This is a genomic window from Pseudomonas sp. B21-041 (assembly GCF_024748675.1).
In the GTDB taxonomy this organism is placed as follows: domain Bacteria; phylum Pseudomonadota; class Gammaproteobacteria; order Pseudomonadales; family Pseudomonadaceae; genus Aquipseudomonas; species Aquipseudomonas neuropathica.
On the sequence record NZ_CP087175.1, the window covers coordinates 1,094,993 to 1,116,167 of the forward strand.

Below are 21,175 nucleotides of genomic sequence, written 5' to 3' on the forward strand. Positions count from 1 at the left end.
GCGGCTTTGTGCGGCCTGCCGGGGCGGTCAGGGAATGGGCCTCAGCATTCCACCCAGCTCACGGCCAGGCCGCCCCGTGAAGTCTCTTTGTATTTGTCGTGCATGTCGGCGCCGGTGTCGCGCATGGTGCGGATCACCCGGTCGAGGGAAATGAAGTGTTTGCCGTCGCCGCGCAGGGCCATTTGCGTGGCGTTGATCGCTTTCACGGCGGCGATGGCATTGCGCTCGATGCACGGCACCTGTACGAGGCCGCCGACCGGGTCGCAGGTCAGGCCAAGGTTGTGTTCCAAGCCGATTTCGGCGGCGTTCTCCAGTTGTTCCGGGGTGGCACCGAGCACGTCGGCCAGGCCAGCAGCGGCCATCGCACAGGCCGAACCGACTTCGCCCTGGCAGCCGACTTCAGCGCCGGAGATCGAAGCATTTTTCTTACACAAAATGCCGACAGCAGCCGCGCCCAGAAAGAAAGCGACGACATCATCGTCAGACGCGTCCGGATTGAATTTCATGTAGTAGTGCAGAACGGCCGGGATGATTCCGGCTGCACCGTTGGTCGGCGCGGTGACCATGCGCCCGCCGGCGGCGTTCTCTTCGTTGACGGCGAGGGCGAACAGGTTGACCCATTCCATTGCCGACAGAGTGGAACTGATCACGTTCGGCTTGCCGATTTCCAACAAGCTGCGATGCAATTTCGCTGCACGACGCGGCACATTCAGACCGCCGGGCAGAATCCCCTCGTGGCGCAGGCCCTGTTCAACGCACTCACGCATCACCGACCAGATGTGCAGCAGGCCCTGGCGGATTTCCGCGTCAGTGCGCCACGCGCGTTCGTTGGCCATCATCAGCTCGGAGACGCGCAGGTTGTGCTGTTTGCACAGCGACAGCAGTTCGGCGGCGCTGGAGAAATCGTACGGCAACACCACTTCATTCGCCGGGGCGACACCGGACTCGGCTTCTGCCGCCTCGATGATGAAACCGCCGCCAACCGAGTAATAGGTCTGCTCGAACAGCTCGGCCGTTTCGCCAAAGGCTGTCAGCGACATGGCGTTGGGGTGGTAGGGCAGGCTCTCATCCAGCAGCAGGAGATCACGCTGCCAGTCGAAGGCAATTTCTCTCTGACCGGCGAGGGACAGTTGGCCTGTCTCGCGCAGTTGCTGGATACGTGAATCGATGGTCGCCGGATCGATGCTGTCCGGCCATTCGCCCATCAGGCCCATCACCGTTGCGCGGTCGGTGGCGTGCCCGACGCCGGTGGCCGACAGTGAGCCGTATAAACGGATTTCCACACGGCGCACATCGTTCAATAAACGTTGATCAATCAGCACCTGAGCGAAGGTCGCAGCGGCGCGCATCGGGCCTACGGTGTGGGAACTGGACGGGCCGATGCCGACTTTGAATAGATCGAAAACACTGATAGCCATGCTAAACCCTTACAAGCAATGGAGTAGGAATCGCTGCCATTTTTTGTAGGACAAGCGCAATGTCGGCGATACTGCCTACCTCGGTCCTACGTGACTAACGAAACTTCCTAAGTAAGCCTTTAGCAGGACTAAACGATGAGTCGTCAATTGCATGCGCAGACCTATGTCTGGCTGCAGGTGTTTTCCTGTGCCGCGCGGCACCTGTCGTTCACCCGTTGTGCCGAAGAGCTGCACATCACCCCGGGGGCGGTCAGTCAGCAAATTCGCCAACTTGAAGAACGACTTGGTTTCCGTCTGTTTCATCGGCGCGCGCGTGGTGTGGAGCTGAGTGCGGAGGGGCAGCGGCTGGCGATTACCGTCAACGAGGCATATGGCAGCATCGATGCCGAATTGCGTCGACTTGATGCCGGAATGATCAGCGGGATTTTGCGAGTGCGCTCGATTCCGTCGTTCCTCAGCAAGTGGCTGACGCCGCGCTTGCCACGCCTGCAGCAACGCTATCCGGACATTCAGTTGCGTTTGGTGGCAGAGGACAGCAGCGTGCCCTTGCACGAAGGCGATTTTGATCTGGCGATCGATTTGAACGACGGCAGTTACCCGGGATTGTTATCCACAGCCTTGCTCGACGAGCAGATTTTCCCGGTGTGCGCACCGAGCCTGTTGCGCGGGCGACCACCGTTGCACGGGCCGGCGGATCTGGTGCATTTCCCGGTACTGCACGACATCACCGCGTGGCGTGGCAGTTATGAATACGCGGAATGGGAATTCTATTTGAACGCGATTGGTTTTGAGGGCGCCGACGTACGGCGTGGGCATACCTTCAATCGCAATCATCTGACCATCGAAGCGGCGATTGCCGGCATGGGCGTGGCGATTGCCCGCCGCACCTTGCTTAACGATGAATTGGAGCGAGGGACGTTGATTGTGCCGTTTGGCCTGTCGGTGCCTAATCACAAACGCTATGTGTTGCTCTATGCACCGGGGGCTTTAAGCCATCCGGGTGTGCGTGCGGTGCATGATTGGCTGGTCGAGGAGGCGGGGATATTTCGCAGTTTGCACCCGTTGAACGACGGGCAGTTGTGAGCAAATTTTGCCGGGGTGTGAGGCGACCCAACTCCCGACCTTACCAGTGCTTTGCTCGGTTGTCCGGCTTTTTTGCGAATGAATATTTATCTTTTTTCAGGGGTTGAAATGTTCGTCGGTCGGGCCGATTGTTGTAACCAGGAGGTCAGGAAATTCAACTCAAGGCCTCTCACGAGCTAGCTGAAATAAGGGATGAACTATGCAAATCCAAGTCAACAGCGATAACCATATTCAAAGTAGTCAACGACTGGAGGAGTGGGTACGTACAACCATTGAGAGCACGCTCGAACGTTATGAAGAAGACCTGACCCGTGTCGAAGTCCACCTGAGCGACGAGAACGGTGACAAACCAGGTCCCCATGACTTGCGCTGCCAACTGGAAGCGCGGCCAAAAGGCCATCAACCGATTTCCGTGACCCATAAAGCCGATTCGCTGGAACTGGCGATCGACGGCGCTGCCGAAAAACTCGAGCACGCCCTGGAGCACCTTTTCGGCAAACTGCGAGGTAAACCACGTGCCGCTGTGGTGCCATTTAGCAAGGCGAATGACGCTCTGCTGGAGGAAGAATTTCTTGAGAATGAACAGGCAGCGATCAACAGTTGATGCGCTGATTTTATAGCCACCCAATGAGAGCGGGCCTGCGAAAGCAGGCCCGTTTTTGTTTGCGGCGGATTTTTGCGCAAGGCACAAGAGCGCGGCCCCTCACCCCAGCCCTCTCCCTCCGGGAGAGGGGGCCGACCGAGGTGTGTTGCGGGTTACATCGACCTGAAAGACAGCGTCGACTATGGATTCGGCAAAGCACTTCAGGTTGATGTATTTCTGAAGCATCCCGCAATCAGTCCCCCCTCTCTACGGGAGAGGGCCGACCGAGGTGTCTGAAGAGGTACGTCGACCTGAAAGACCGAGTGATTATGGATTCGGCAAAGCAGAATCAGGTCGGCGTAGCTCGCAAGCATCCCCCGGTCAGTCCCCTCTCCCTCTGGGAGAGGGTTAGGGTGAGGGCATTTTTCGATTCGCTGCAGTTCTTATGATCTGCTCCAGCACATCGTCCATCTGCTGGATCACCTGGAGATTACTGAAGCGCGCGACTTCAATGCGCTTCTGATTCAGATAGTGCGTCCGGCGTTGGTCATGAATCAGTCCCTGCGTTTCAAAGTGCTGACCGCCATCCAGCTCAATCGCCAATTTCAACTCCGCACAGTAAAAATCCAGCACGTAAGGCGGACACGGAAATTGCCGACGAAATTTCAGATTGGCGATTTGGCGGGAGCGGAGTTTTTGCCAGAGCAGGTGTTCACAGTCGGTTTGATTGACTCGTAGATGGCGGGCGAATTGGGCGAGGGTGGGGCGAGTTTGCATGCTTCACGATCCTTGTGAAGTTGGTTTGAAGTTTTACTGTAGACCATGACCCGCTGACCCTCACCCCAGCCCTCTCCCGGAGGGAGAGGGGGCCGACCGAGTCGTATTGCGGGGTACATCGACCTGAAAGACCGAGTCGATTATGGATTCGGCAAAGCGGTTTCAGGTCGAGTCGATTATGGATTCGGCACAGCACGTTCAGGTCGGCGTACCTCGCAAGCATCCCCCAATCAGTACCCTCTCCCTCAGGGAGAGGGCTAGGCGGGCGGCGTTCCGATGAGGGGCTTTTCAATCCTCAGAACGCTACAGAAGTCTGGACGTACACCGTACGCGGCTCACCCACATACTTGCCCTTGTTGTTGTCATCAAACGAGCGCGTGAAGTACTGCGTGTTGAAGATGTTCTTCACGCCCACCGCCACATTCAAGTCCGACAACTGCGGCCCGAAGTCATACCCCGCGCGGCTGCTGAACAGCATGTAACCGGGGATCTTGCCAGTGCTGCCATCAGCACTTTCCTTCGAGGTGTTGGCGTTGTCGGCGAATTGGTCGCTCTGGAAGCTGCTGTCGAGATTCAGCTTCCACGGTCCTTCGGTGTAACCCACGCCAATCGTGCCTTTGTGTTTCGACGAGAACGGCACGCGATTGCCCTTGTTTGGTCCGTCTTCGCGGATAGTCGCGTCAACATAAGCGTAAGTGGCGTAGACATCGAAGCCGGCGAGCGCCGGGCTCAAGTCATCCAGCGCGTAATTGACGCTGGTCTCGATCCCTTGATGGCGAGTTTCGCCACGGGCGATCACCGAATCGTTGGTCTGGTTGCTTTCGTACTGGTTGTCGAAGTTGATCAGGAACGCGCCGATTTCCGCGCGCAACGCGCCGTTGTCATACCGCGTGCCGAGTTCCCACGTACGCGCCTTCTCCGGTTTTACTTCGCCGCTGGTCACCCGGTTGGGCATCTGGCTGTATTGCACACTGCCGAACGAGCCTTCGGTGTTGGCGTACAGGTTCCAGCTGTCGGTCAGGTGATAGAGCACGTTCAACGCTGGCAGTGCGGTGTTGTAGTCGCCCTTGTATTTGACGTTGGTCAGGTTGTTGGTCTGCTGCGACTCGATCATCTCGTAGCGCACGCCCGGGGTGATGGTCCATTTGCCGATGTCGATGCGGTCGTCGACGAAGAACGCATTGGCTTCGGTGCCGCCACGGGTGTCGCGGTCATTGCGACTGTTGGTGGTTGGGTATTGGTTGCTGCTGATCGGCGTGCGATAGCGCAGTTCGTGACCGGCCTCGTTGATGTAGCGGTAGCCGACGCCGACTTCATGGCTGGTCGGGCCGAGGTCGAAACCTTGGGCGAATCGGGTTTCCAGGCCACGCACCCAATACTCGCGCGGCGACAGCGAAAGGAAGGTGCCCTGATCGAGATAACCGCTGCGCAAGGTCTTGGTGAAGAACGTGTTGGCAGTGAATTCGCGGCGATCTTCCTGATAGCGATAGCCGAAATTGAACATCGTGCGGCGGCCCCAGAACTGGTCCTTCGGACGCGTCGATTGATACGGATCGGCGTCGTAATCGGCCACGTTCAGACCGCCGGGCATGTCAGCCTTGCCTTCGTAATACTGGGCCATGGCGTTGAAGCTATTGGCTTCGTCGAGCTGGTATTTGCCCTTGAGGATCAGGTCGTCGATTTCAGTGTCGCTGTGTTCGCGCCAGTCGCCGCCGCGCGTCCCGGAGTAGAGCAACGCACCGCCGAGGCCATTGGCGTTAGTGCCGCCGGCCAGCAGGTTGGCGCTGGTCTTGAAGCCGTCGTGGCTCGACGATGGGCTGGTTTCCGTCTGGAAGCCGCCCTTGACCGTTGGCTCGTCAGGAATCGCCCGGGTAACGAAGTTGACCACGCCGCCGACGTTTTGCGGGCCGTAACGCACCGCGCCGCCGCCGCGCACGACGTCCACGGCATCCATGTTGCCCATGCTGATCGGCGCGAACGATAACTGCGGCTGGCCGTAGGGCGCGAACGGCACCGGAATGCCGTCCATCAACACGGTCGAGCGCGCGGCCAGTCGCGGGTTCAAGCCACGGATACCGAAATTCAGCGCCATGTCGTGGCTGCCGGTGCCGTTGTTGTCTGGAGCGTTGACGCCGGGGATGCGATTGAGCACATCCCGCGCCTGAGTGGCGCCCTGGCGTTCGAACTCTTCGCGGCGGATCACATCGCGCGCGCCCGGGTGCTCGAACACATTGATTTGCGCAGCGTCGCCGAGCCAGTCGCCGACGACTTTCGAGGTGTCCAGCTCCAGCGCGGCATCCGCCACCGGTTGCAGGCTGAACGCATTGTTGCCTTCGGCGCGCGCTTGCAGACCGGTGCCTTCAAGCAATGCATTCAAACCCTGCTCAGGTGTGTAACTGCCTTCCAGGCCACGGCTTTGCACACCGCTGGTGACTTGCGAACCAAACGAAATCAGCACGCCCGCTTCACGGCCAAACTGGTTGAGGGCGTTCTCCAGCGACGACGGCGCGATGTGATAAGCCTTGGCATCAGCGGCCAGCGCGGCGGGCAGGGCACTGAAACTCAGGCTGGCGCCGAGGACAAGATTGCGCAGGGTACGAGCCAGTGGCGTGAGGCGGGTGGAGTGCATGTCGGATGATCCTGAGAAGGTTGAATCAAGGGGGCTTTCCTTCTCTGTCACGCCAGATCTGAAAAACGGCTCATTTATTTTTGATGTTTTTTAAACCCGCGCTTCGACGCTCACCCAGTAACGGGTAAAGCGCTTCACCTTCACCGGCAAACTGATTTCCAGCAGGTCGAGAATCCGCTCGCTGTCGTCCAGTGGGTAAGTCCCGGAAATCAGCAGGTCGGCGACGTTCCTGTCGCAATTGAGCTGGCCGCGACGATAGCGGCCGAGTTCATCGAGGAAGTCGCCCAAACGCATATGCGCGGCCACCAGCATGCCGTCGGCCCAGGCGCCGCTGTTGGCATCCAGCGGTTTGGCTTCGCTGATGGATTTCGAGGTGAAACTCAGTTGCCGTGCAAGCGGCAGCAGCATCGGCGCGCGTCCATTGCTGCTCAGTTCGACGCGGCCGTCAAACAGCGCAACCTGCGTGCGATCGGCAAACTGACGCACATTGAGACGTGCACCGTGAGTTTCAAGAATGCCCTGAGCGGTGCGCACTTCGAAAGATTGCGCGGCAGTCAGGAGGATTTCGCCTTCGAGCAAGCGGATCAGTCGCGCCGAGACATCCACATCGGCGGCACTGGCTGTGTTGAGTTGCAACTGATCGCCCGCACCGAGCGCCACCTTGCGCCGTTGCCCGATCGGACTGCGGTAATCAGCGAGCAGCGACGGCAATGGATTGTGCTCACGCACCCCCCAGGTGACAGCCGATCCGGCGCCGAGAATCAGCAGCAGTTTCAGCGCCTGACGACGGCTGCCGGACTTCGGCCCGTTCAACGCCGCGTGTGCCAGCGGCGACGACACACCGCGCAGACGCTGATTGACCCGCTGAATATGCTCCCACGCCCGGCGGTGTTCGCTGTGTGCCTCCAGCCATTGTTGCCAGGCCTGTTGCTGGCGCGGGGAGAGCGTGCCCTGCTGCATTTCCATCAGCCAATGTACGGCCTGTTCAGCCACTTGGGAGGAGAAATCCGGCACGCGGTTCATAAGGCGAAGTAGCAGCGCATGGCGGCTTTGTTCAGATGACGTTTGACCGTGGCCACGGATATGCCCAGTTCAGCGGCGATCTGTGGATAAGTCAGGCCATCGACCTGCGCCAGCAAAAAGGCGCGTTTGACCTGACGCGGCAAACCGTCGAGCAACTGATCCAGCTCCATCAGGGTTTGCAGGATGATCGCCTTGTCTTCTTCCGACGGCGCGACCATGTCCGGCATCTGCGCCAAGGTGTCGAGGTAAGCGCGTTCGACATCCTGACGGCGGTAATGATTGAACAGAACGCGCTTGGCCAACGTCGTCAGAAAGGCGCGCGGCTCGATGATCACCGGAGGTTCGCGGGCGGTCAGCACCTTGATAAACGTGTCCTGCGCCAGATCCGCCGCGCTGTCCGGGCAGCCGAGTTTGCGCCGCAGCCAACTGATGAGCCAGCCGTGATGGGCCTGATAGAGCGATTCGACAGGATGGGCGGACGACAACGGTATTACTCCGGGCGCTTGATGGCGCGGTAGAGAGTATGCGTTAGAGAACAAGAACTGTTCGCATTGTAAGGGGCGAAACGCTTAACCGGCAATCAGATGCTTTTGCGCATGAGAATATTTATCATTAATATTGCTCGCCTGTAGGTTCGGCTCATCGGCCGAACGTTTTTCGTTTCAGGGTCGAAACATGAAAGGCAAACTCGCCACACTCCCCATGTCCTATCGTCTGGCTGTCACCTCACGGGTGTTGGCGGCGGTGTTTGGCGGCTATCTCGTTGCGGCGCTGGCCAGTGTCACCCTGACGCTGTGGCTGCCGTTGAGCCGTGCCGAAGCGGTGGTGACCGGCATGACCATTTCCTTTCTGGTCTATCTGGTGGCCGTGCTCTGGTGCTTTGCCTGCCGTACGGCGTGGTCGGCCTGGGTCGGTTTGCTGGTGCCGAGTGTGATTCTGGCGACCATTTCCGGCGCGGCGCGTGGATTGGGCCTGGCATGAAAGAGGGCTTTCGTCAGGCGATGGCCTGGCTGCACACCTGGGCCGGACTGCTGTTCGGCTGGTTGCTGTTCGCGATTTTCCTGACCGGGACGCTGGCCTATTTCAAAGATGAGATCAGCCACTGGATGCAGCCGGAAATCCCCGCGCGATCGGTGAGTGCCGAGACGAGCCTGACGCTGGCCCAGGATTATCTGCAGCAACACGCGGCCGGCGCCTCACGCTGGCTGATCGATTTGCCTGATGCCCGAGATCCCGGCCTGACCGTGCGCTGGCAGCCAGTGCCGGCCAATCCCGGTGAGCGCGGGCGCTTCGAGTCGAAAACCCTCGACGCGCAAACCGGCGCCGAAGTGCAGGGCCGCGACAGCATGGGCGGCGAGTTCTTCTATCGCTTCCACTTCCAGTTGCAAATGCCTTATCCGTGGGGCCGCTGGCTGGCGACGATTGCCGCGATGGTGATGTTCGTCGCGCTGATCACCGGGATCATCACCCACAAGAAAATCTTCAAGGACTTCTTCACGTTCCGCCCGCGCAAGGGTCAGCGCTCCTGGCTCGACGGGCATAACGCGGTGGGTGTGCTGGTGTTGCCGTTTCACTTGATGATCACCTACAGCAGCCTGGTGATTTTCATGTCGATGGTCATGCCGGCGAGCATCGTCGCGTCGTACGGCAGTGACGTGCGCACGTTCTATGATGAAGTGTTCCCCGCGTCGAAAACCCCGGAGCGCGCCAACATCGCGGCACCTTTGGCAGCCATGGCGCCGCTGTTGAGCAAGGCCAGCGAGCAATGGTCGGGCGGCCACACGGCGCGTCTGTCGGTGAGCAATCCGGGGGATGCCAATGCCACGGTGGTGCTGTCCCGTGCGGGGGATCGCGTGGTGCATGATTTCGGCCGTGCCGTGACGTTCAACGGGGTGACCGGGCAGATGCTCGGCAGCACACCGGAGCAGCCAATGGCGATGGCGGTGGGTGGTGCGTTCTATGGCTTGCACATGGGTCACTTCGCCGGGCCGCTCCTGCGTTGGCTGTATTTCATTTGCGGATTGGCCGGCACGGCGATGATCGGCACCGGGCTGGTGATCTGGTTGGGCAAGCGTCAACTCAAACATGCCAAGAGCGGCGTGATGCCGTTCGAACTGCGGCTGGTTGAAGTGCTGAACATCGCCAGCATGGCCGGGTTGGTTGCGGCGGTGGCTGTATTCTTCCTGGCCAATCGTCTGTTGCCAGTGAGCCTCGCCGAGCGCGCAGATTGGGAAGTGAATGCGTTCTTTATCGCTTGGGCTTTGAGTGTGCTGCACGTGCTGCTGCGTCCGGGACGAAAGGCCTGGGTTGAGCAACTCACCCTGAGCGCCGCCCTGTTTGTCGCGGTGCCGCTGGTCAATGCGCTGACCACCCCTTGGAATCTCGGCGTTACCTTGATGCAGAGGGATTGGGCATTGGCCGGTTTTGATCTGACGTGCCTCGCAACCGGTTTGTTCCTGGCTTGGGCCGCGTGGAAAATGCAGCGCGCCGGCAACACCGTCAGCATTAAAAAGCCCCGCCGCGAACAGGCCCGGCCGATCACCCTTGAACAAGGGGCGAACTGATGCTCTTGCCCTTGTTGCTTACCTACGCCGGATTCACCGCGTTGTGCCTGTCGATGCCTCGCCACCACGATGAATTGCTCGGTCACAAACCGTCCACGCGTCGCCGTCAGGGCCTGAAAGTCGGCGGATGGTTATTGCTGTGTTTGTCGCTTTGGGCGGCGGTGAAGGCCAACGGCTGGAGCTTCGGCCTGGTCGACTGGTTTGCCGTGCTGATGCTCAGCGCCTTGGTGTTGGTTTTGTTGCTGCCGTATCGCCCGCGTCTGGCGTTGGCGCTGGCCGGGGTCAGCCTGTTGGCCAGCCCGGTCGCCGCATGGGCGCAGTGCTGACGTGCTGATCGGTCTGCCGCCGGAATCCCGCGACGATGAGCCGCGTGGGGCACGTGCGCATTTTCTTCAGGTGTTCCTGTCCCAGCGTTCGCAAATGGAAGCGCTGGTAAACCGGCGCGTCGGTTGTCGGGCGACGGCGGCGGATCTGGTCCAGGATCTGTTTCTGCGTTTTTGGCGGCGACCGCTGGTGCAGGTCGAAGAGCTCAGCACCTATCTGTTGCGCTGCGCCGGCAACATCGCCATCGACCATCTGCGCAGCGAAGGCACGCGCACGCGGGTCAACGAAGGCTGGCAACCGGACGAGCCGCACAGCCACGGCAGCGAACCACAAGCAGCGCTGGAAGCGGGCAATGATCTGAAGTATGTCGAAGCGGCGTTGCGCGCCTTGCCAGAGCGCACCCGGCAGATCTTTTTGCTCAATCGCATTCACGGCCGCAAGTATGCGGAAATCGCCAAAGCCATGGGCCTGTCCCAAAGTGCCGTGGAAAAACATATGATGCGCGCCCTCGAGGCCTGCAAGGCCAGCCTGCGCGAACCCGCGCCACGCCTGCCAGGGAAAGCACCGTGAAGCCATCCGATTCCGTCATCCCCACGCCCGCGCAAGAGCAGGCTGCGTTCGCCTGGCTAAGCTTGTTGCATGACCGGCCGAGCGCGGGCGATCAACTGACCTTCAGCCAATGGCTGCGTGCCGATCCGGCGCACGCCGAAGCTTACGCACAGGCTCAGGTTGTGTGGGAGTTGAGTGAAGGCCCGGCGCGAACATTGGCCGATGAAGAAGCCTTCGCGTTGCAGGGTTACCTTCATGCGATGGACCGCCCGCGTCATTCGCCCGTTTTGCGCTGGTCGGGCGCGCTGGCGATGGCCGCGTGCTTGTTGCTGATGATCAGCCTTGGCACCGGTTGGCAGCCGCAGCGCTGGATCGATGACCTGGGCGCCGATTATGTCTCGGCACCCGGTGAGATCCGCACGGTGACACTCGCCGATCAATCGCAAGTGACGCTGGATGGCGACAGTGCGATTGCCGTGGATTTCAGTCATGGCGAGCGGCATGTGCAATTGCGTCGTGGTGCCGGTTTCTTCAGCGTCACACATACGGGGGATCCGTTTGTGGTCGCGGCGGAGCAGGGCGAGGCGCGGGTGCTTGGCACGCAGTTCGAAGTGCGACTGCAGCCTCACGGTGCGCAGGTTACGGTGTTGTCGGGGCGCGTTGGTGTGACGGCGGATCGCGAGGGTGAACAACAGATCCTCATCGCTGGCCAGCAGGTTGCTTACGGCGAAGGCACAGCGCAAAAGCTTCACTCGGTGGACAGCGACGCGCAACTGGCATGGCGTCAGGGCTGGCTGACTTATTACAAGTCGACACTGGCTGATGTGGTGGAGGATTTGCGCCGTTATTACCCCGGGCGGATTGTGTTGCTCAACGATGAGCTGGCGGCGCGCAAGGTCAGTGGCAGTTTTCCGAGCAAGGATCCGCAGGCGGTTTTGAGTTCGCTGCAAGGGGTGATGGGGTTTGAGCAGCATCAGGTGTTGGGTCATCTGATTATTTTGCGCTGAGGCGGCTAAAGCCATCGCGAGCAGGCTCACTCCTACAGGGGAACGCATTCCAAATGTAGGAGTGAGCCTGCTCGCGATGGCGCCCGATCGAACACCACAAAAAATAATTTTCAAATGTTGGTGAGGTAAACATCAGCCCCATCCGTGTAGTGACTGAAACTGCGAGTCATTCGCATCCGTTGCGGTTCTACACAGGTCATTGAGCAATGAAGTCCAGGGCAAAATCGGGTTCGGTCAAACAATGGTTAGGCGTGTCGGCACTGAGCTTTTCAGCATTGGCGCTGTTGCCGCTGAGCGTCGCGCTCGCCGCTGAAACCGCCAGCAGTCAGGCGCAAAAGCAGTTCAACTTTTCCCTGGTCGCTAAACCGCTGCCGCAAGCCTTGAGCGACTTCAGCCGCGTCACCGGGCAGAGCGTGGTCTACACCGACGAAGCGCCCTACGGCCTTACAGCTCCGGCCGTCAATGGCCAGATGAGTGCTGAACAGGCACTGCAACGTTTGCTCAGCGGTTCCGGCCTCAACTTCCGCCGCACCGACAGCCACACGCTGGCGCTGGAGCCTCAGCCTACTGAAGGTGCGCTGAATCTCGGCGCCACGACCATCACCTCGACCCGCGATGAATCGATGAGCTACCAGCCACCGGAAACCAGTTCGGTGATGCGCTCCTCGGCCTCGCTTCAGGAAATCCCGCAGACCGTCAACGTCATCCCGGCGCAAGTCATCCGCGATCAGGCGCCGCGCAATCTGGATGACGCGTTGGCCAATGTCAGCGGCATCACCCAGGGCAACACCTTGGGTAGCACTCAGGACTCGGTGATGACGCGCGGTTTCGGTGACAACCGAAATGGCTCGATCATGCGCGACGGTATGCCGATCGTGCAGGGGCGTGGCATGAACGCCACGGTCGATCGGGTTGAAGTGCTCAAAGGCCCGGCCTCGTTGCTCTACGGCATTCAAGACCCGGGTGGCGTGGTCAACCTGGTCAGCAAGAAGCCTGAACTTACTCAATACAATGCGCTGACCTTGCGCGGCTCGACCTACGGCGAGGGCAAGAACGGCAGCGGCGGCACCTTCGACAGCACCGGCCCGTTGGGCGATTCCGGGCTGGCCTATCGCATGGTGCTCGACCACGAAGACGAAGATTACTGGCGCAACTTCGGCACCCACCGTGAAACCCTGATCGCCCCGTCGCTGGCCTGGTTCGGCGAGAGCACCAAGCTGTTGTTCGCCTACGAGCACCGCGAATTTCTCACGCCGTTCGACCGTGGCACGCTGATCGATCCACGCACCAATCACCCGCTGGACATCTCGCGCAAAGAGCGCCTCGACGAGCCGTTCAATAACATGGAAGGCCGTTCGGACCTGTATCACTTTGAAGCCGACCACGACCTCAACGACGACTGGAAAGCCCACTTCGGTTACAGCTGGAACCGCGAGACCTACGACGCCAGCCAGGTCCGCGTGACTGCAATCGACACCAAAAAAGGCACGTTGACCCGCAGCATGGACGGCACCCAGAACGCGATCAGCACTGACCGTTTCACCACCGCCAGTCTCGAAGGCAAGGTCAACGTGCTGGGCATGCAGCATGATCTGGTGTTCGGCGTCGATGACGAGTACCGCAAGATCTACCGCGAGGACTTGATCCGACAGAAAAGCCTGACCACGTTCAGTTACCTCAATCCGGTGTATGGCCGTGAAGTTGCCGGTACGACCGTCAGCGCCCCCGACAGCGCGCAGACCGATGAACTGCGCAGCGATTCGGTGTTCATACAGGACTCGATTCACCTCAACGATCAGTGGATTCTGGTCGCTGGCGGACGCTTTCAGGAGTATGACCAGTACGCCGGCAAAGGCGTGCCGTTCAAGGCCAACACCGACAGCAACGGGCAGAAATGGGTGCCGCGCGCCGGTCTGGTGTATCGCTACACCGACGCCTTGTCGTTCTACGGCAGCTATACCGAATCGTTCAAACCCAACTCGACCATCGCCCCGCTGAGTGGCAGCAGCACCGTACTCGACGGCAGCATCGCACCGGAAGAAGCCAAGTCGTGGGAGCTGGGTGCGCGGCTGGACATGCCGGGGCGTGTCACCGGCAATATCGCGTTGTTCGACATCAAGAAACGCAACGTGCTGGTGGCCAATTCCGAAGGCCCGACGACGATTTACAGTGCGGCCGGTGAGGTGCGTTCGCGCGGTCTGGAAATGGACCTGACCGGTCAGTTGAGCGACCACTGGAGCATGATCGGCAGCTACGCTTACACCGATGCCGAAGTGACCGAAGACCCGGATTACAAAGGCAAGCGCCTGCAGAACGTGGCGAAGAATTCCGGTTCGTTGTCGGCGGTGTATGACTTCGGCAGCGTGATCGGCGGCGATCAATTGCGCGTCGGCGCCGGTGCGCGCTATGTCGGCGAACGTGCGGGTAACGCGGTGAATGATTTCGACCTGCCGAGCTACACCGTAGCCGATGCATTTGCCACGTACGACACCAAGGTCGAAGGGCAGAAGGTCAAGTTTCAGCTCAATGTGAAGAACCTGTTTGATCGCACGTACTACACCTCGGCGGCGAGTCGGTTCTTTGTGTCGATGGGTGATTCGCGGCAGGTTTCGTTGTCGAGTACCTTGGAGTTTTGAGAACAGAGAAGTTAATGCGCTTTTCGGCGGCCCCTTATAGATATTTTCGTTCTCAGCTACTGCATGGTAATTGTAAAACGATCTAAGTACCTGTCAGTTATGACAGGTGCTTTGGGGAGGATTTAAATGTGTACTGTCTTCTCAATATCTTTGGAAGAGAGTATTGCCATGTCAAATGACCATGTAGCTGGAGCCGAGGGTTATTTTTTAAAGCTCATTGCGAAAGAAGACTTCAACGGTGTGAAGCCTGATTCACCGGAGAACTTTTCGAGTCTGGATCTTGAACATTTTTCTCTACAAACGCTCGGTGGCGAAAACGGCGCTTCTATGTCGACGATTTTGTTTGAGTCGGATCAGCGTTATGTGGAGGGTCAGTTCGAGGGGACCGGGATTCAATGCAGCGGTGACCACCAGAATGAAAATGATTCTGCCGAACTTCGGATTGTTCTGAAACCTGAAAAAGTTCACCGTTTGCGCTTTGCATTAGATGTTTTTGCGACCCAGAATGTATCGCATATCGAGTTTTACGAGCCATCTGGAAACGTGTTGAAACGCTTCGAAAACAAGCTCGGGTGGATCGATTATCAGGTACCCCTGCTGGACAAAGAAATAGCGAGTATTGCGCGTGTTTCTATCTACTATAGGGTCTATTTTGGGACACCGTATATTGATTCGTTTGAGCTGTGGCGATGGCAGAGCTTTGAGTAATTGCGGAATAAGTCATCGTAAAAACGCCTGTCGATACTCGCCAGGTGTTCCTCCCAAAACCTGTTTGAACCGATTGGTGAAATGACTCGCGCTGGCAAACCCGCACGCCAGCGCAATCTCACCCAACGGCAACGCCGTCCCGCGCAACAATTCCCGTGCCCGACTCAAGCGCCGCGCCAACACATACTGATGCGGCGGCAGGCCGAAACTCGTACGGAACATCCGCGCAAAGTGGTATTCCGACAGCGCACACAATCCGGCCAATTGGCCGAGGCTGATCGGCTCGGCCAACTGGTTGTCGATGAACTCCACCAGTTGCCGACGTTGATGCGGTGCCAGTCCGCCCTTTAAGCGCAACCCCTGACGCACGCCGACCTGACTGAGCAAGGTGTGGCTGATCAACTCATGGGCGAGGCTACTGGTCAGCAAGCGTTCGGCGGGTTCGTCCCAGTTCAGCGTCAGCAGTTGTCGGAAGCGTTGCGCCTGTTGCGGATCTTCGAGAAAGGTCTGCTCGCGCAACTGCATTTCGCGGGGCTCGCGATCGAGCAGCGTGACGCAACCAAGGGCGAATTGTTCGGCGCTGAAATACAGGTGCGCGAGACGGATATCACCGTTGATCACCCAGCCCGATTCATGATCGGCCGGCAGGATGCACAGCTTGTCCGGCCCGCCTTTTTGCCCGGGTTGATCGCGACGAAAGGTGCCGGTGCCACCGGCGATGTAGCAGGACAACGTGTGGTGGGTGGGCGCTTCGTAATCCTGCGCATCGTGGTGGTTGGTCCACAAAGCGGCAGACAAACCGTCACCGAGCTCGGCGCTGTGCACAAGGCGTGCATTGGGCGAGCTGTTTAACGCTTGAAAGACTTGCAGGGTATCGATGGCGGCCATGGTCGGTTCTCTTCAACGCCTTGCATCCTACTCCGTAGACACCGCGCTGCCAGCCTGCCGCCAGACAAAAGCGCAAGAATCTGCAAGCGCACAAACCTGGCTCGGGCAGACACTCAAGGCCTATCGAGGAGTGTCTGCCATGAACCTGTCGTTGTATTTGCTGACCGTGCTGATCTGGGGCACCACCTGGATTGCCCTGAAATGGCAGCTTGGCGTGGTGGCGATTCCGGTGTCGATCGTCTATCGCTTCGGGCTCGCCGCGCTGGTGCTGTTTGCGCTGTTGCTGCTCAGTCGGCGCCTGCAACCGATGAACCGCCGCGGGCATCTGATCTGCGTGGCGCAGGGCTTGTGCCTGTTTTGCGTCAACTTCATGTGTTTCCTGACCGCCAGTCAGTGGATCCCCAGCGGTCTGGTCGCGGTGGTGTTTTCCACCGCGACGCTGTGGAACGCGCTGAATGCGCGGGTGTTCTTTGGTCAGCGCATCGCGCGCAATGTGCTGATGGGCGGTGCGCTGGGGCTGTTCGGCCTGGGCATGTTGTTCTGGCCAGAACTGGTCGGGCATCAGGCCAGCCCGCAAACCTTGCTGGGGCTCGGCCTGGCACTGTGCGGGACGTTGTGTTTCTCGGCGGGCAACATGCTCTCGAGTGTGCAGCAGAAGGCCGGTCTCAAACCGCTGACTACCAACGCTTGGGGCATGGCCTATGGCGCAGCGATGTTGTCGGTGTGGTGCCTGGTCAAAGGCATTCCATTCGACATGGACTGGAGCCCGCGTTACGTCGGTGCGCTGCTGTATCTGGTGATCCCCGGTTCCGTCATTGGTTTCACCGCGTATCTGACGCTGGTCGGGCGCATGGGACCGGAGCGTGCGGCTTACTGCACGGTGCTGTTTCCGGTGGTGGCGCTCAACGTTTCGGCGTTTGCTGAAGGGTACCAATGGACAGCGCCGGCGCTGGTCGGTCTGGTGTTAGTGATGCTGGGCAATGTGCTGGTGTTTCGTAAACCGAAAAGAGTTGCGGCGCCAGTGCAGGGAAAGTTGGCCTGAAATAAACGAGCGCTGAACTTCAGCGCTCGACTTTCAGGGTGATGTAAATCATCACCGGGAATATGAAGTCAACAATATGTCGTGCCCAGTCCTTGGCGTTCCATGATTGCGAAGTGTCCATGTCAAACCATTCAACCCCCACGGTTTGCAGGCACACGTAATAAATGAAGATGGCCGCGAGTATACCCATGATCGAGAACTTTTTTGCCTCGTGGAATACCTCGGCGGAAGCGTTGATGTTGCGGTATAGCTGATAGGTACCTATCAGGCACAACACCGTATAGGTGACTTCGAGGGTGATGATGAACCAGTAGATACGGTGATGGATCATCGGCGATTCAATGGCTCGATACTTGAGGGTTTCACTGGCTGTGGTGGTGTCCATGCTCAGGATGTGGGCCACGTAAGTGTAGTTTGAGCCATAGTCGGTGAAATTGTGGAACATCACCAGCAGGCCAAAGAAACTGATGTAAGCCATCAATATAACTTTGCTGTAGCGGATAAGTTTTTCGGTGGTCAGGGTGTTCAAGGTTTTAGCTCTCCTTAGCGCTTGTCGATGATTCGATGGCCAGATGGAGCTTATAATGCAGTTATTTGATTTGGTGTGTTGTTCAATTTCAAGTTGTGTATGGCAGTAACTAACGGGCAAGTGCGTTGTTGCACTTGCCCGTATTTTTTTATCCGCGCCAGACTTGCGGGTTGACCAGATCCTGCGGGCGTTCGCCGAGCAGGGCGCTGCGCAGGTTGGCGAGGGCGCGATTGGCCATGGCTTCGCGGGTTTCATTCGTCGCCGAGCCGATGTGCGGCAGGGTCACGGCGTTACTCAACTGGAACAGCGGAGATTCGGCCAGCGGTTCTTTTTCGTAGACGTCGAGGCCGGCGCCACGAATGCGTTTGTTTTGCAGGGCTTCGATCAACGCCGGTTCATCGACGACCGGGCCACGAGATATGTTCACCAAAATCGCGCCGGGCTTCATCAGCGCCAGTTCGCGATGGCTGATCAGGTGGCGGGTCTTGTCGCTGAGTGGCACCACCAGGCAGACGAAGTCGGCTTCGGCGAGCAGTTCATCAAGGCTGCGAAATTGCGCGCCAAGTTGTTGTTCCAGGTCGGTCTTGCGGCTGTTGCCGCTGTAGATAATCGGCATGTTGAAGCCGAAGTGGCCACGGCGGGCGACGGCGGCGCCGATGTTGCCCATGCCGACGATGCCGAGGGTTTTGCCGTGGACGTCACAGCCGAACAGTGGCGCGCCGACGCTGGCTTGCCATTGGCCGGCTTTGGTCCAGGCGTCGAGTTCGGCGACGCGGCGGGCGCTGCTCATGATCAGGGCGAAGGCGAGGTCGGCGGTGCTTTCGGTGAGCACGTCGGGGGTGTTGGTGAGCATGATCCCGCGTTCGTTGAAGTAGGCGAGGTCGTAGTTGTCGTAGCCGACGGAGACGCTTGAGACCACTTCCAGTTTTGCGGCGTTTTCCAGTTGTGTGCGGCCGAGTTTGCGGCCGACGCCGATGAGGCCGTGGGCGTGGGGCAGGGCTTCATTGAATTGGGCGTTGATGTCGCCGGCTTTTGGATTGGGGACGATGACGTCGAACTCTTGCTGGAGGTTTTCGATCATGGGCGGGGTGATGCGGCTGAAGGCCAGGACAGTTTTTTTCATCGTTTTTGGCTCTTGTTCGGGCTTGATACCAAGCACGCTAACATTTTTGTTTTGGGGTGTCTTGGCGGCCTTTGGGCCGACCATGTTCTTGGGGTTTTTGGGTGTATATCCGTTGCTTCGGGGGCTGCGGCTGGCGGTTTCGCCCTTACGGCGACTCACTTTTTTACAAGCGCCTAAAAAAGTAAGCAAAAAACGCTTGCTCCTACGTGCGGCCCGCTCGCTGGGGCTCGGGGTTCCTTCGCTCCGGGATTGATCCGGGCGCAGCGTCTACGGTTTGCTTCGCTGCACCTCCTCTCGCTGTGTTTGGCTTCGCCAAACGGTCGCTGCGCTCCCACGCCCGGATCAATCCCTCCACTCAGCCTTCCGACGTCGCCCTACAGATCAAGAGCTGCAGCCGAGCTAACGCTCATCCTGTTGAGTGGTGAAGAGCGCGGCGCGCTTGGCTTTGGGTTTGTGGTGTTCTTGCCCCTCACCCCAGCCCTCTCCCGAGGGAGAGGGGGCCGATTTGTGTGCTTTTCAAAACCTGAGTTCAACGCGGTATCGCACGTCGGCGTAGGTCTGCCAAACAACTCGGTCAGTCCCCTCTCCCTCCGGGAGAGGGCTAGGGTGAGGGGCTTTTGATCTGTTTCAGTGTCTGAGGGTCGACTCGGTATTTCATGTCGGCGTAGCTCACCCAAACACCTCGGTCAGTCCCCTCTCCCTCGGGGAGAGGGCTAGGGTGAGGGGCTTTTGATCTGTTTCAGAATCTGAGGGTCGACTCGATATTTCACGTCGGCGTAGCTCACCCAAACACCTCGGTCAGTCCCCTCTCCCTCGGGGAGAGGGCTAGGGTGAGGGGCTTTTGATCTGTTTCAGAATCTGAGGGTCGACTCGGTATTTCACGTCGGCGTAGCTCACCCAAACACCTCGGTCAGTCCCCTCTCCCTCGGGGAGAGGGCTAGGGTGAGGGGCTTTTGATCTGTTTCAGAATCTGAGGGTCGACTCGATATTTCACGTCGGCGTAGCTCACCCAAACACCTCGGTCAGTCCCCTCTCCCTCGGGGAGAGGGCTAGTGATGGGCTTTTGATCTGTTTCAGAATCTGAGGGTCGACTCGGTATTTCACGTCGGCGTAGCTCACCCAAACACCTCGGTCAGTCCCCTCTCCCTCCGGGAGAGGGCTAGGGTGAGGGGATTTTAGCTGTGTGACGGGGATTGCGGGATTTCGTGGTTATCCAGCACGCGATTCACCGCCAGTTCAGCGAGCATGATGATCTGCTGAATCGCCAGAATCGTCCGCCGTTGCGGCAGGTCGATGTAGGCGGCGATGTCGATGGTCATGAGGCTGGCTTGGGCCAGTGATTCGCAGGCGTGGACCAGCAGGCTTTCGCTGTCCTGTTCGGGGGACATCTGAACACGGTGGCTTTGGGAAGCGGTATCAACATTGGCTGATACCTGCTTGTTCCTGCACTTGGGGCAGACTTTGCGACCTACCTTTACCCCTCGATAATTTCAAGGCCTTTGACATCAATCTGACCATCATGAACTTGATGCAACTCCCATGTATCGAAATCCAAGAATGTGAAGTTGAAGACGGCCTTGAAAATGCCTTTGGCAATGTTGAACTCTTCTACAATAATAAATCCTGCGTTTTTAGCGCTTGTATAGCCTTTTGTATGTGAGCCTGATGTATATGAAAATCTGAACGGAGAGGGAAAGTGCTCCGTGCTGAATTCATGCCTTCCAGGCTTAATGTTTGCGTCAAAAGTGAGGTTGATAGTGAATGAGATGGTAGAGGATTTCTGGTAAGTTGCTTTTAGTGCGACTATCTTTTTATCGGTAACAAAATGGTCGGGTTTTCCTTCGAACTTGTCGGTGATGTAGTCTTTGTTTAGTTTGGCAATTACAGTGCCTTCACCTGATTTCTTAAGTTTTTCGAGTTCCAGATCTTTAATGGACATGTCTTGCTCCTTCAAGGTTAGGTCGGTATGACGACATCCATTGTTCGGCTAAAGCGATAAAATGGGTACTGTCAGATCTGACAGGTTTTCTATATAGATTGGCTATTAAAAATTGATCGGAAGATGATTTTTGGAACTTGATTGCCCACTTCAGGTTTGCGTCCATTGGACGATGCTTAAGTTGTGTCAGGCCGTCATCCGGCATCATTCAAGGGAGAGGGAGCCGATTTGTGGGCCTTTCAAAATCTGAATTCGACTCGGTATCGCACGTCGGCGTAGCTCACCCAAACACCTCGGTCAGTCCCCTCTCCCTACGGGCGGTCCGACGTTTCGGGAGGGTTAGGGTGAGGGGC

Annotated in this window: 19 protein-coding genes and 1 pseudogene; 10 read left to right on the forward strand and 10 right to left on the reverse strand. The window is 58.5% G+C overall.

Translation table 11 applies throughout. From position 1 onward, the window contains the following. Positions 1-41 precede the first annotated feature (41 nt). Positions 42-1,418: an L-serine ammonia-lyase gene (locus LOY43_RS04705; protein ID WP_258709269.1), complete on the reverse strand. Its 1,377-nt coding sequence runs from the start codon at positions 1,416-1,418 to the stop codon at positions 42-44. Positions 1,419-1,553: 135 nt separating this feature from the next. On the opposite strand from LOY43_RS04705, the gene LOY43_RS04710 reads away from it, so the two are divergent. Then, positions 1,554-2,501, forward strand: coding sequence for a LysR substrate-binding domain-containing protein (locus LOY43_RS04710; protein WP_093436172.1), 948 nt, complete (start codon positions 1,554-1,556; stop codon positions 2,499-2,501). 199 nt (positions 2,502-2,700) lie between these two features. After that, positions 2,701-3,105, forward strand: coding sequence for an HPF/RaiA family ribosome-associated protein (locus LOY43_RS04715; RefSeq protein WP_095125420.1), 405 nt, complete (start codon positions 2,701-2,703; stop codon positions 3,103-3,105). A 387-nt stretch (positions 3,106-3,492) separates the two neighbouring features. On the opposite strand, the gene LOY43_RS04720 is transcribed toward LOY43_RS04715, so the two are convergent. The 4 genes from LOY43_RS04720 to LOY43_RS04735 all read right to left on the reverse strand — a co-directional run bounded on the left by LOY43_RS04720 (position 3,493) and on the right by LOY43_RS04735 (position 7,998). After that, complete coding sequence (locus LOY43_RS04720) at positions 3,493-3,861, reverse strand: endonuclease domain-containing protein (protein ID WP_095049797.1); 369 nt, start codon at positions 3,859-3,861, stop codon at positions 3,493-3,495. A 295-nt stretch (positions 3,862-4,156) separates the two neighbouring features. After that, positions 4,157-6,490 (reverse strand): TonB-dependent Fe(3+) dicitrate receptor FecA, encoded by a 2,334-nt coding sequence (gene fecA / locus LOY43_RS04725; RefSeq protein ID WP_095049798.1) that lies wholly within the window; start codon positions 6,488-6,490, stop codon positions 4,157-4,159. A 90-nt stretch (positions 6,491-6,580) separates the two neighbouring features. Next, the gene (locus LOY43_RS04730) at positions 6,581-7,513 is read right to left on the reverse strand and encodes a DUF4880 domain-containing protein (protein ID WP_220557904.1); all 933 of its coding nucleotides are present in this window, start codon (positions 7,511-7,513) and stop codon (positions 6,581-6,583) included. After that, a complete protein-coding gene (locus LOY43_RS04735; RefSeq protein WP_095049800.1) occupies positions 7,510-7,998 on the reverse strand; it encodes a sigma-70 family RNA polymerase sigma factor in 489 nt (162 codons plus the stop codon). Before LOY43_RS04735 ends, LOY43_RS04730 begins: the two co-directional genes overlap by 4 nt. A 190-nt stretch (positions 7,999-8,188) precedes the next feature. On the opposite strand from LOY43_RS04735, the gene LOY43_RS04740 reads away from it, so the two are divergent. From LOY43_RS04740 to LOY43_RS04770, 7 genes are all read left to right on the forward strand, one after another. After that, positions 8,189-8,494, forward strand: coding sequence for a DUF3649 domain-containing protein (locus LOY43_RS04740; protein ID WP_016986986.1), 306 nt, complete (start codon positions 8,189-8,191; stop codon positions 8,492-8,494). After that, a complete protein-coding gene (locus LOY43_RS04745) occupies positions 8,491-10,077 on the forward strand; it encodes a PepSY domain-containing protein (protein ID WP_258709270.1) in 1,587 nt (528 codons plus the stop codon). Before LOY43_RS04740 ends, LOY43_RS04745 begins: the two co-directional genes overlap by 4 nt. Then, positions 10,077-10,403: a DUF3325 domain-containing protein gene (locus LOY43_RS04750; protein ID WP_258709271.1), complete on the forward strand. Its 327-nt coding sequence runs from the start codon at positions 10,077-10,079 to the stop codon at positions 10,401-10,403. The genes LOY43_RS04745 and LOY43_RS04750 overlap by 1 nt, the downstream gene beginning before the upstream one ends. A 1-nt stretch (position 10,404) precedes the next feature. Beyond that, complete coding sequence (locus LOY43_RS04755; protein WP_095049803.1) at positions 10,405-10,971, forward strand: RNA polymerase sigma factor; 567 nt, start codon at positions 10,405-10,407, stop codon at positions 10,969-10,971. Further along, positions 10,968-11,957: a FecR family protein gene (locus LOY43_RS04760; protein WP_095049804.1), complete on the forward strand. Its 990-nt coding sequence runs from the start codon at positions 10,968-10,970 to the stop codon at positions 11,955-11,957. Before LOY43_RS04755 ends, LOY43_RS04760 begins: the two co-directional genes overlap by 4 nt. A 206-nt stretch (positions 11,958-12,163) precedes the next feature. Further along, positions 12,164-14,593 (forward strand): TonB-dependent receptor, encoded by a 2,430-nt coding sequence (locus LOY43_RS04765; protein WP_258709272.1) that lies wholly within the window; start codon positions 12,164-12,166, stop codon positions 14,591-14,593. Between the two features lie 126 nt (positions 14,594-14,719). Next, entirely contained in the window at positions 14,720-15,301 is a 582-nt protein-coding gene (locus LOY43_RS04770; RefSeq protein WP_099758041.1) for a hypothetical protein, read from the forward strand. A 12-nt stretch (positions 15,302-15,313) separates the two neighbouring features. On the opposite strand, the gene LOY43_RS04775 is transcribed toward LOY43_RS04770, so the two are convergent. Then, positions 15,314-16,189, reverse strand: a complete 876-nt coding sequence (locus LOY43_RS04775; RefSeq protein ID WP_258709273.1) for an AraC family transcriptional regulator — start codon at positions 16,187-16,189, stop codon at positions 15,314-15,316. 139 nt (positions 16,190-16,328) lie between these two features. Here LOY43_RS04775 and LOY43_RS04780 point away from each other — a divergent pair, with 139 nt between their 5' ends. Then, positions 16,329-17,231, forward strand: a complete 903-nt coding sequence (locus LOY43_RS04780; protein WP_258709274.1) for a DMT family transporter — start codon at positions 16,329-16,331, stop codon at positions 17,229-17,231. Positions 17,232-17,250: 19 nt separating this feature from the next. On the opposite strand, the gene LOY43_RS04785 is transcribed toward LOY43_RS04780, so the two are convergent. From LOY43_RS04785 to LOY43_RS04800, 4 genes and pseudogenes are all read right to left on the reverse strand, one after another. Further along, positions 17,251-17,760, reverse strand: coding sequence for a DUF2165 family protein (locus tag LOY43_RS04785; protein ID WP_123451815.1), 510 nt, complete (start codon positions 17,758-17,760; stop codon positions 17,251-17,253). Between the two features lie 148 nt (positions 17,761-17,908). Then, a complete protein-coding gene (locus LOY43_RS04790) occupies positions 17,909-18,883 on the reverse strand; it encodes a D-glycerate dehydrogenase (RefSeq protein WP_258709275.1) in 975 nt (324 codons plus the stop codon). A gap of 1,175 nt (positions 18,884-20,058) precedes the next feature. After that, positions 20,059-20,274, reverse strand: a pseudogene (locus LOY43_RS04795) (DUF6124 family protein); the annotation flags it as partial. An 83-nt stretch (positions 20,275-20,357) separates the two neighbouring features. Next, entirely contained in the window at positions 20,358-20,822 is a 465-nt protein-coding gene (locus LOY43_RS04800) for a hypothetical protein (RefSeq protein ID WP_258709276.1), read from the reverse strand. Between the last annotated feature and the right edge of the window lie 353 nt (positions 20,823-21,175).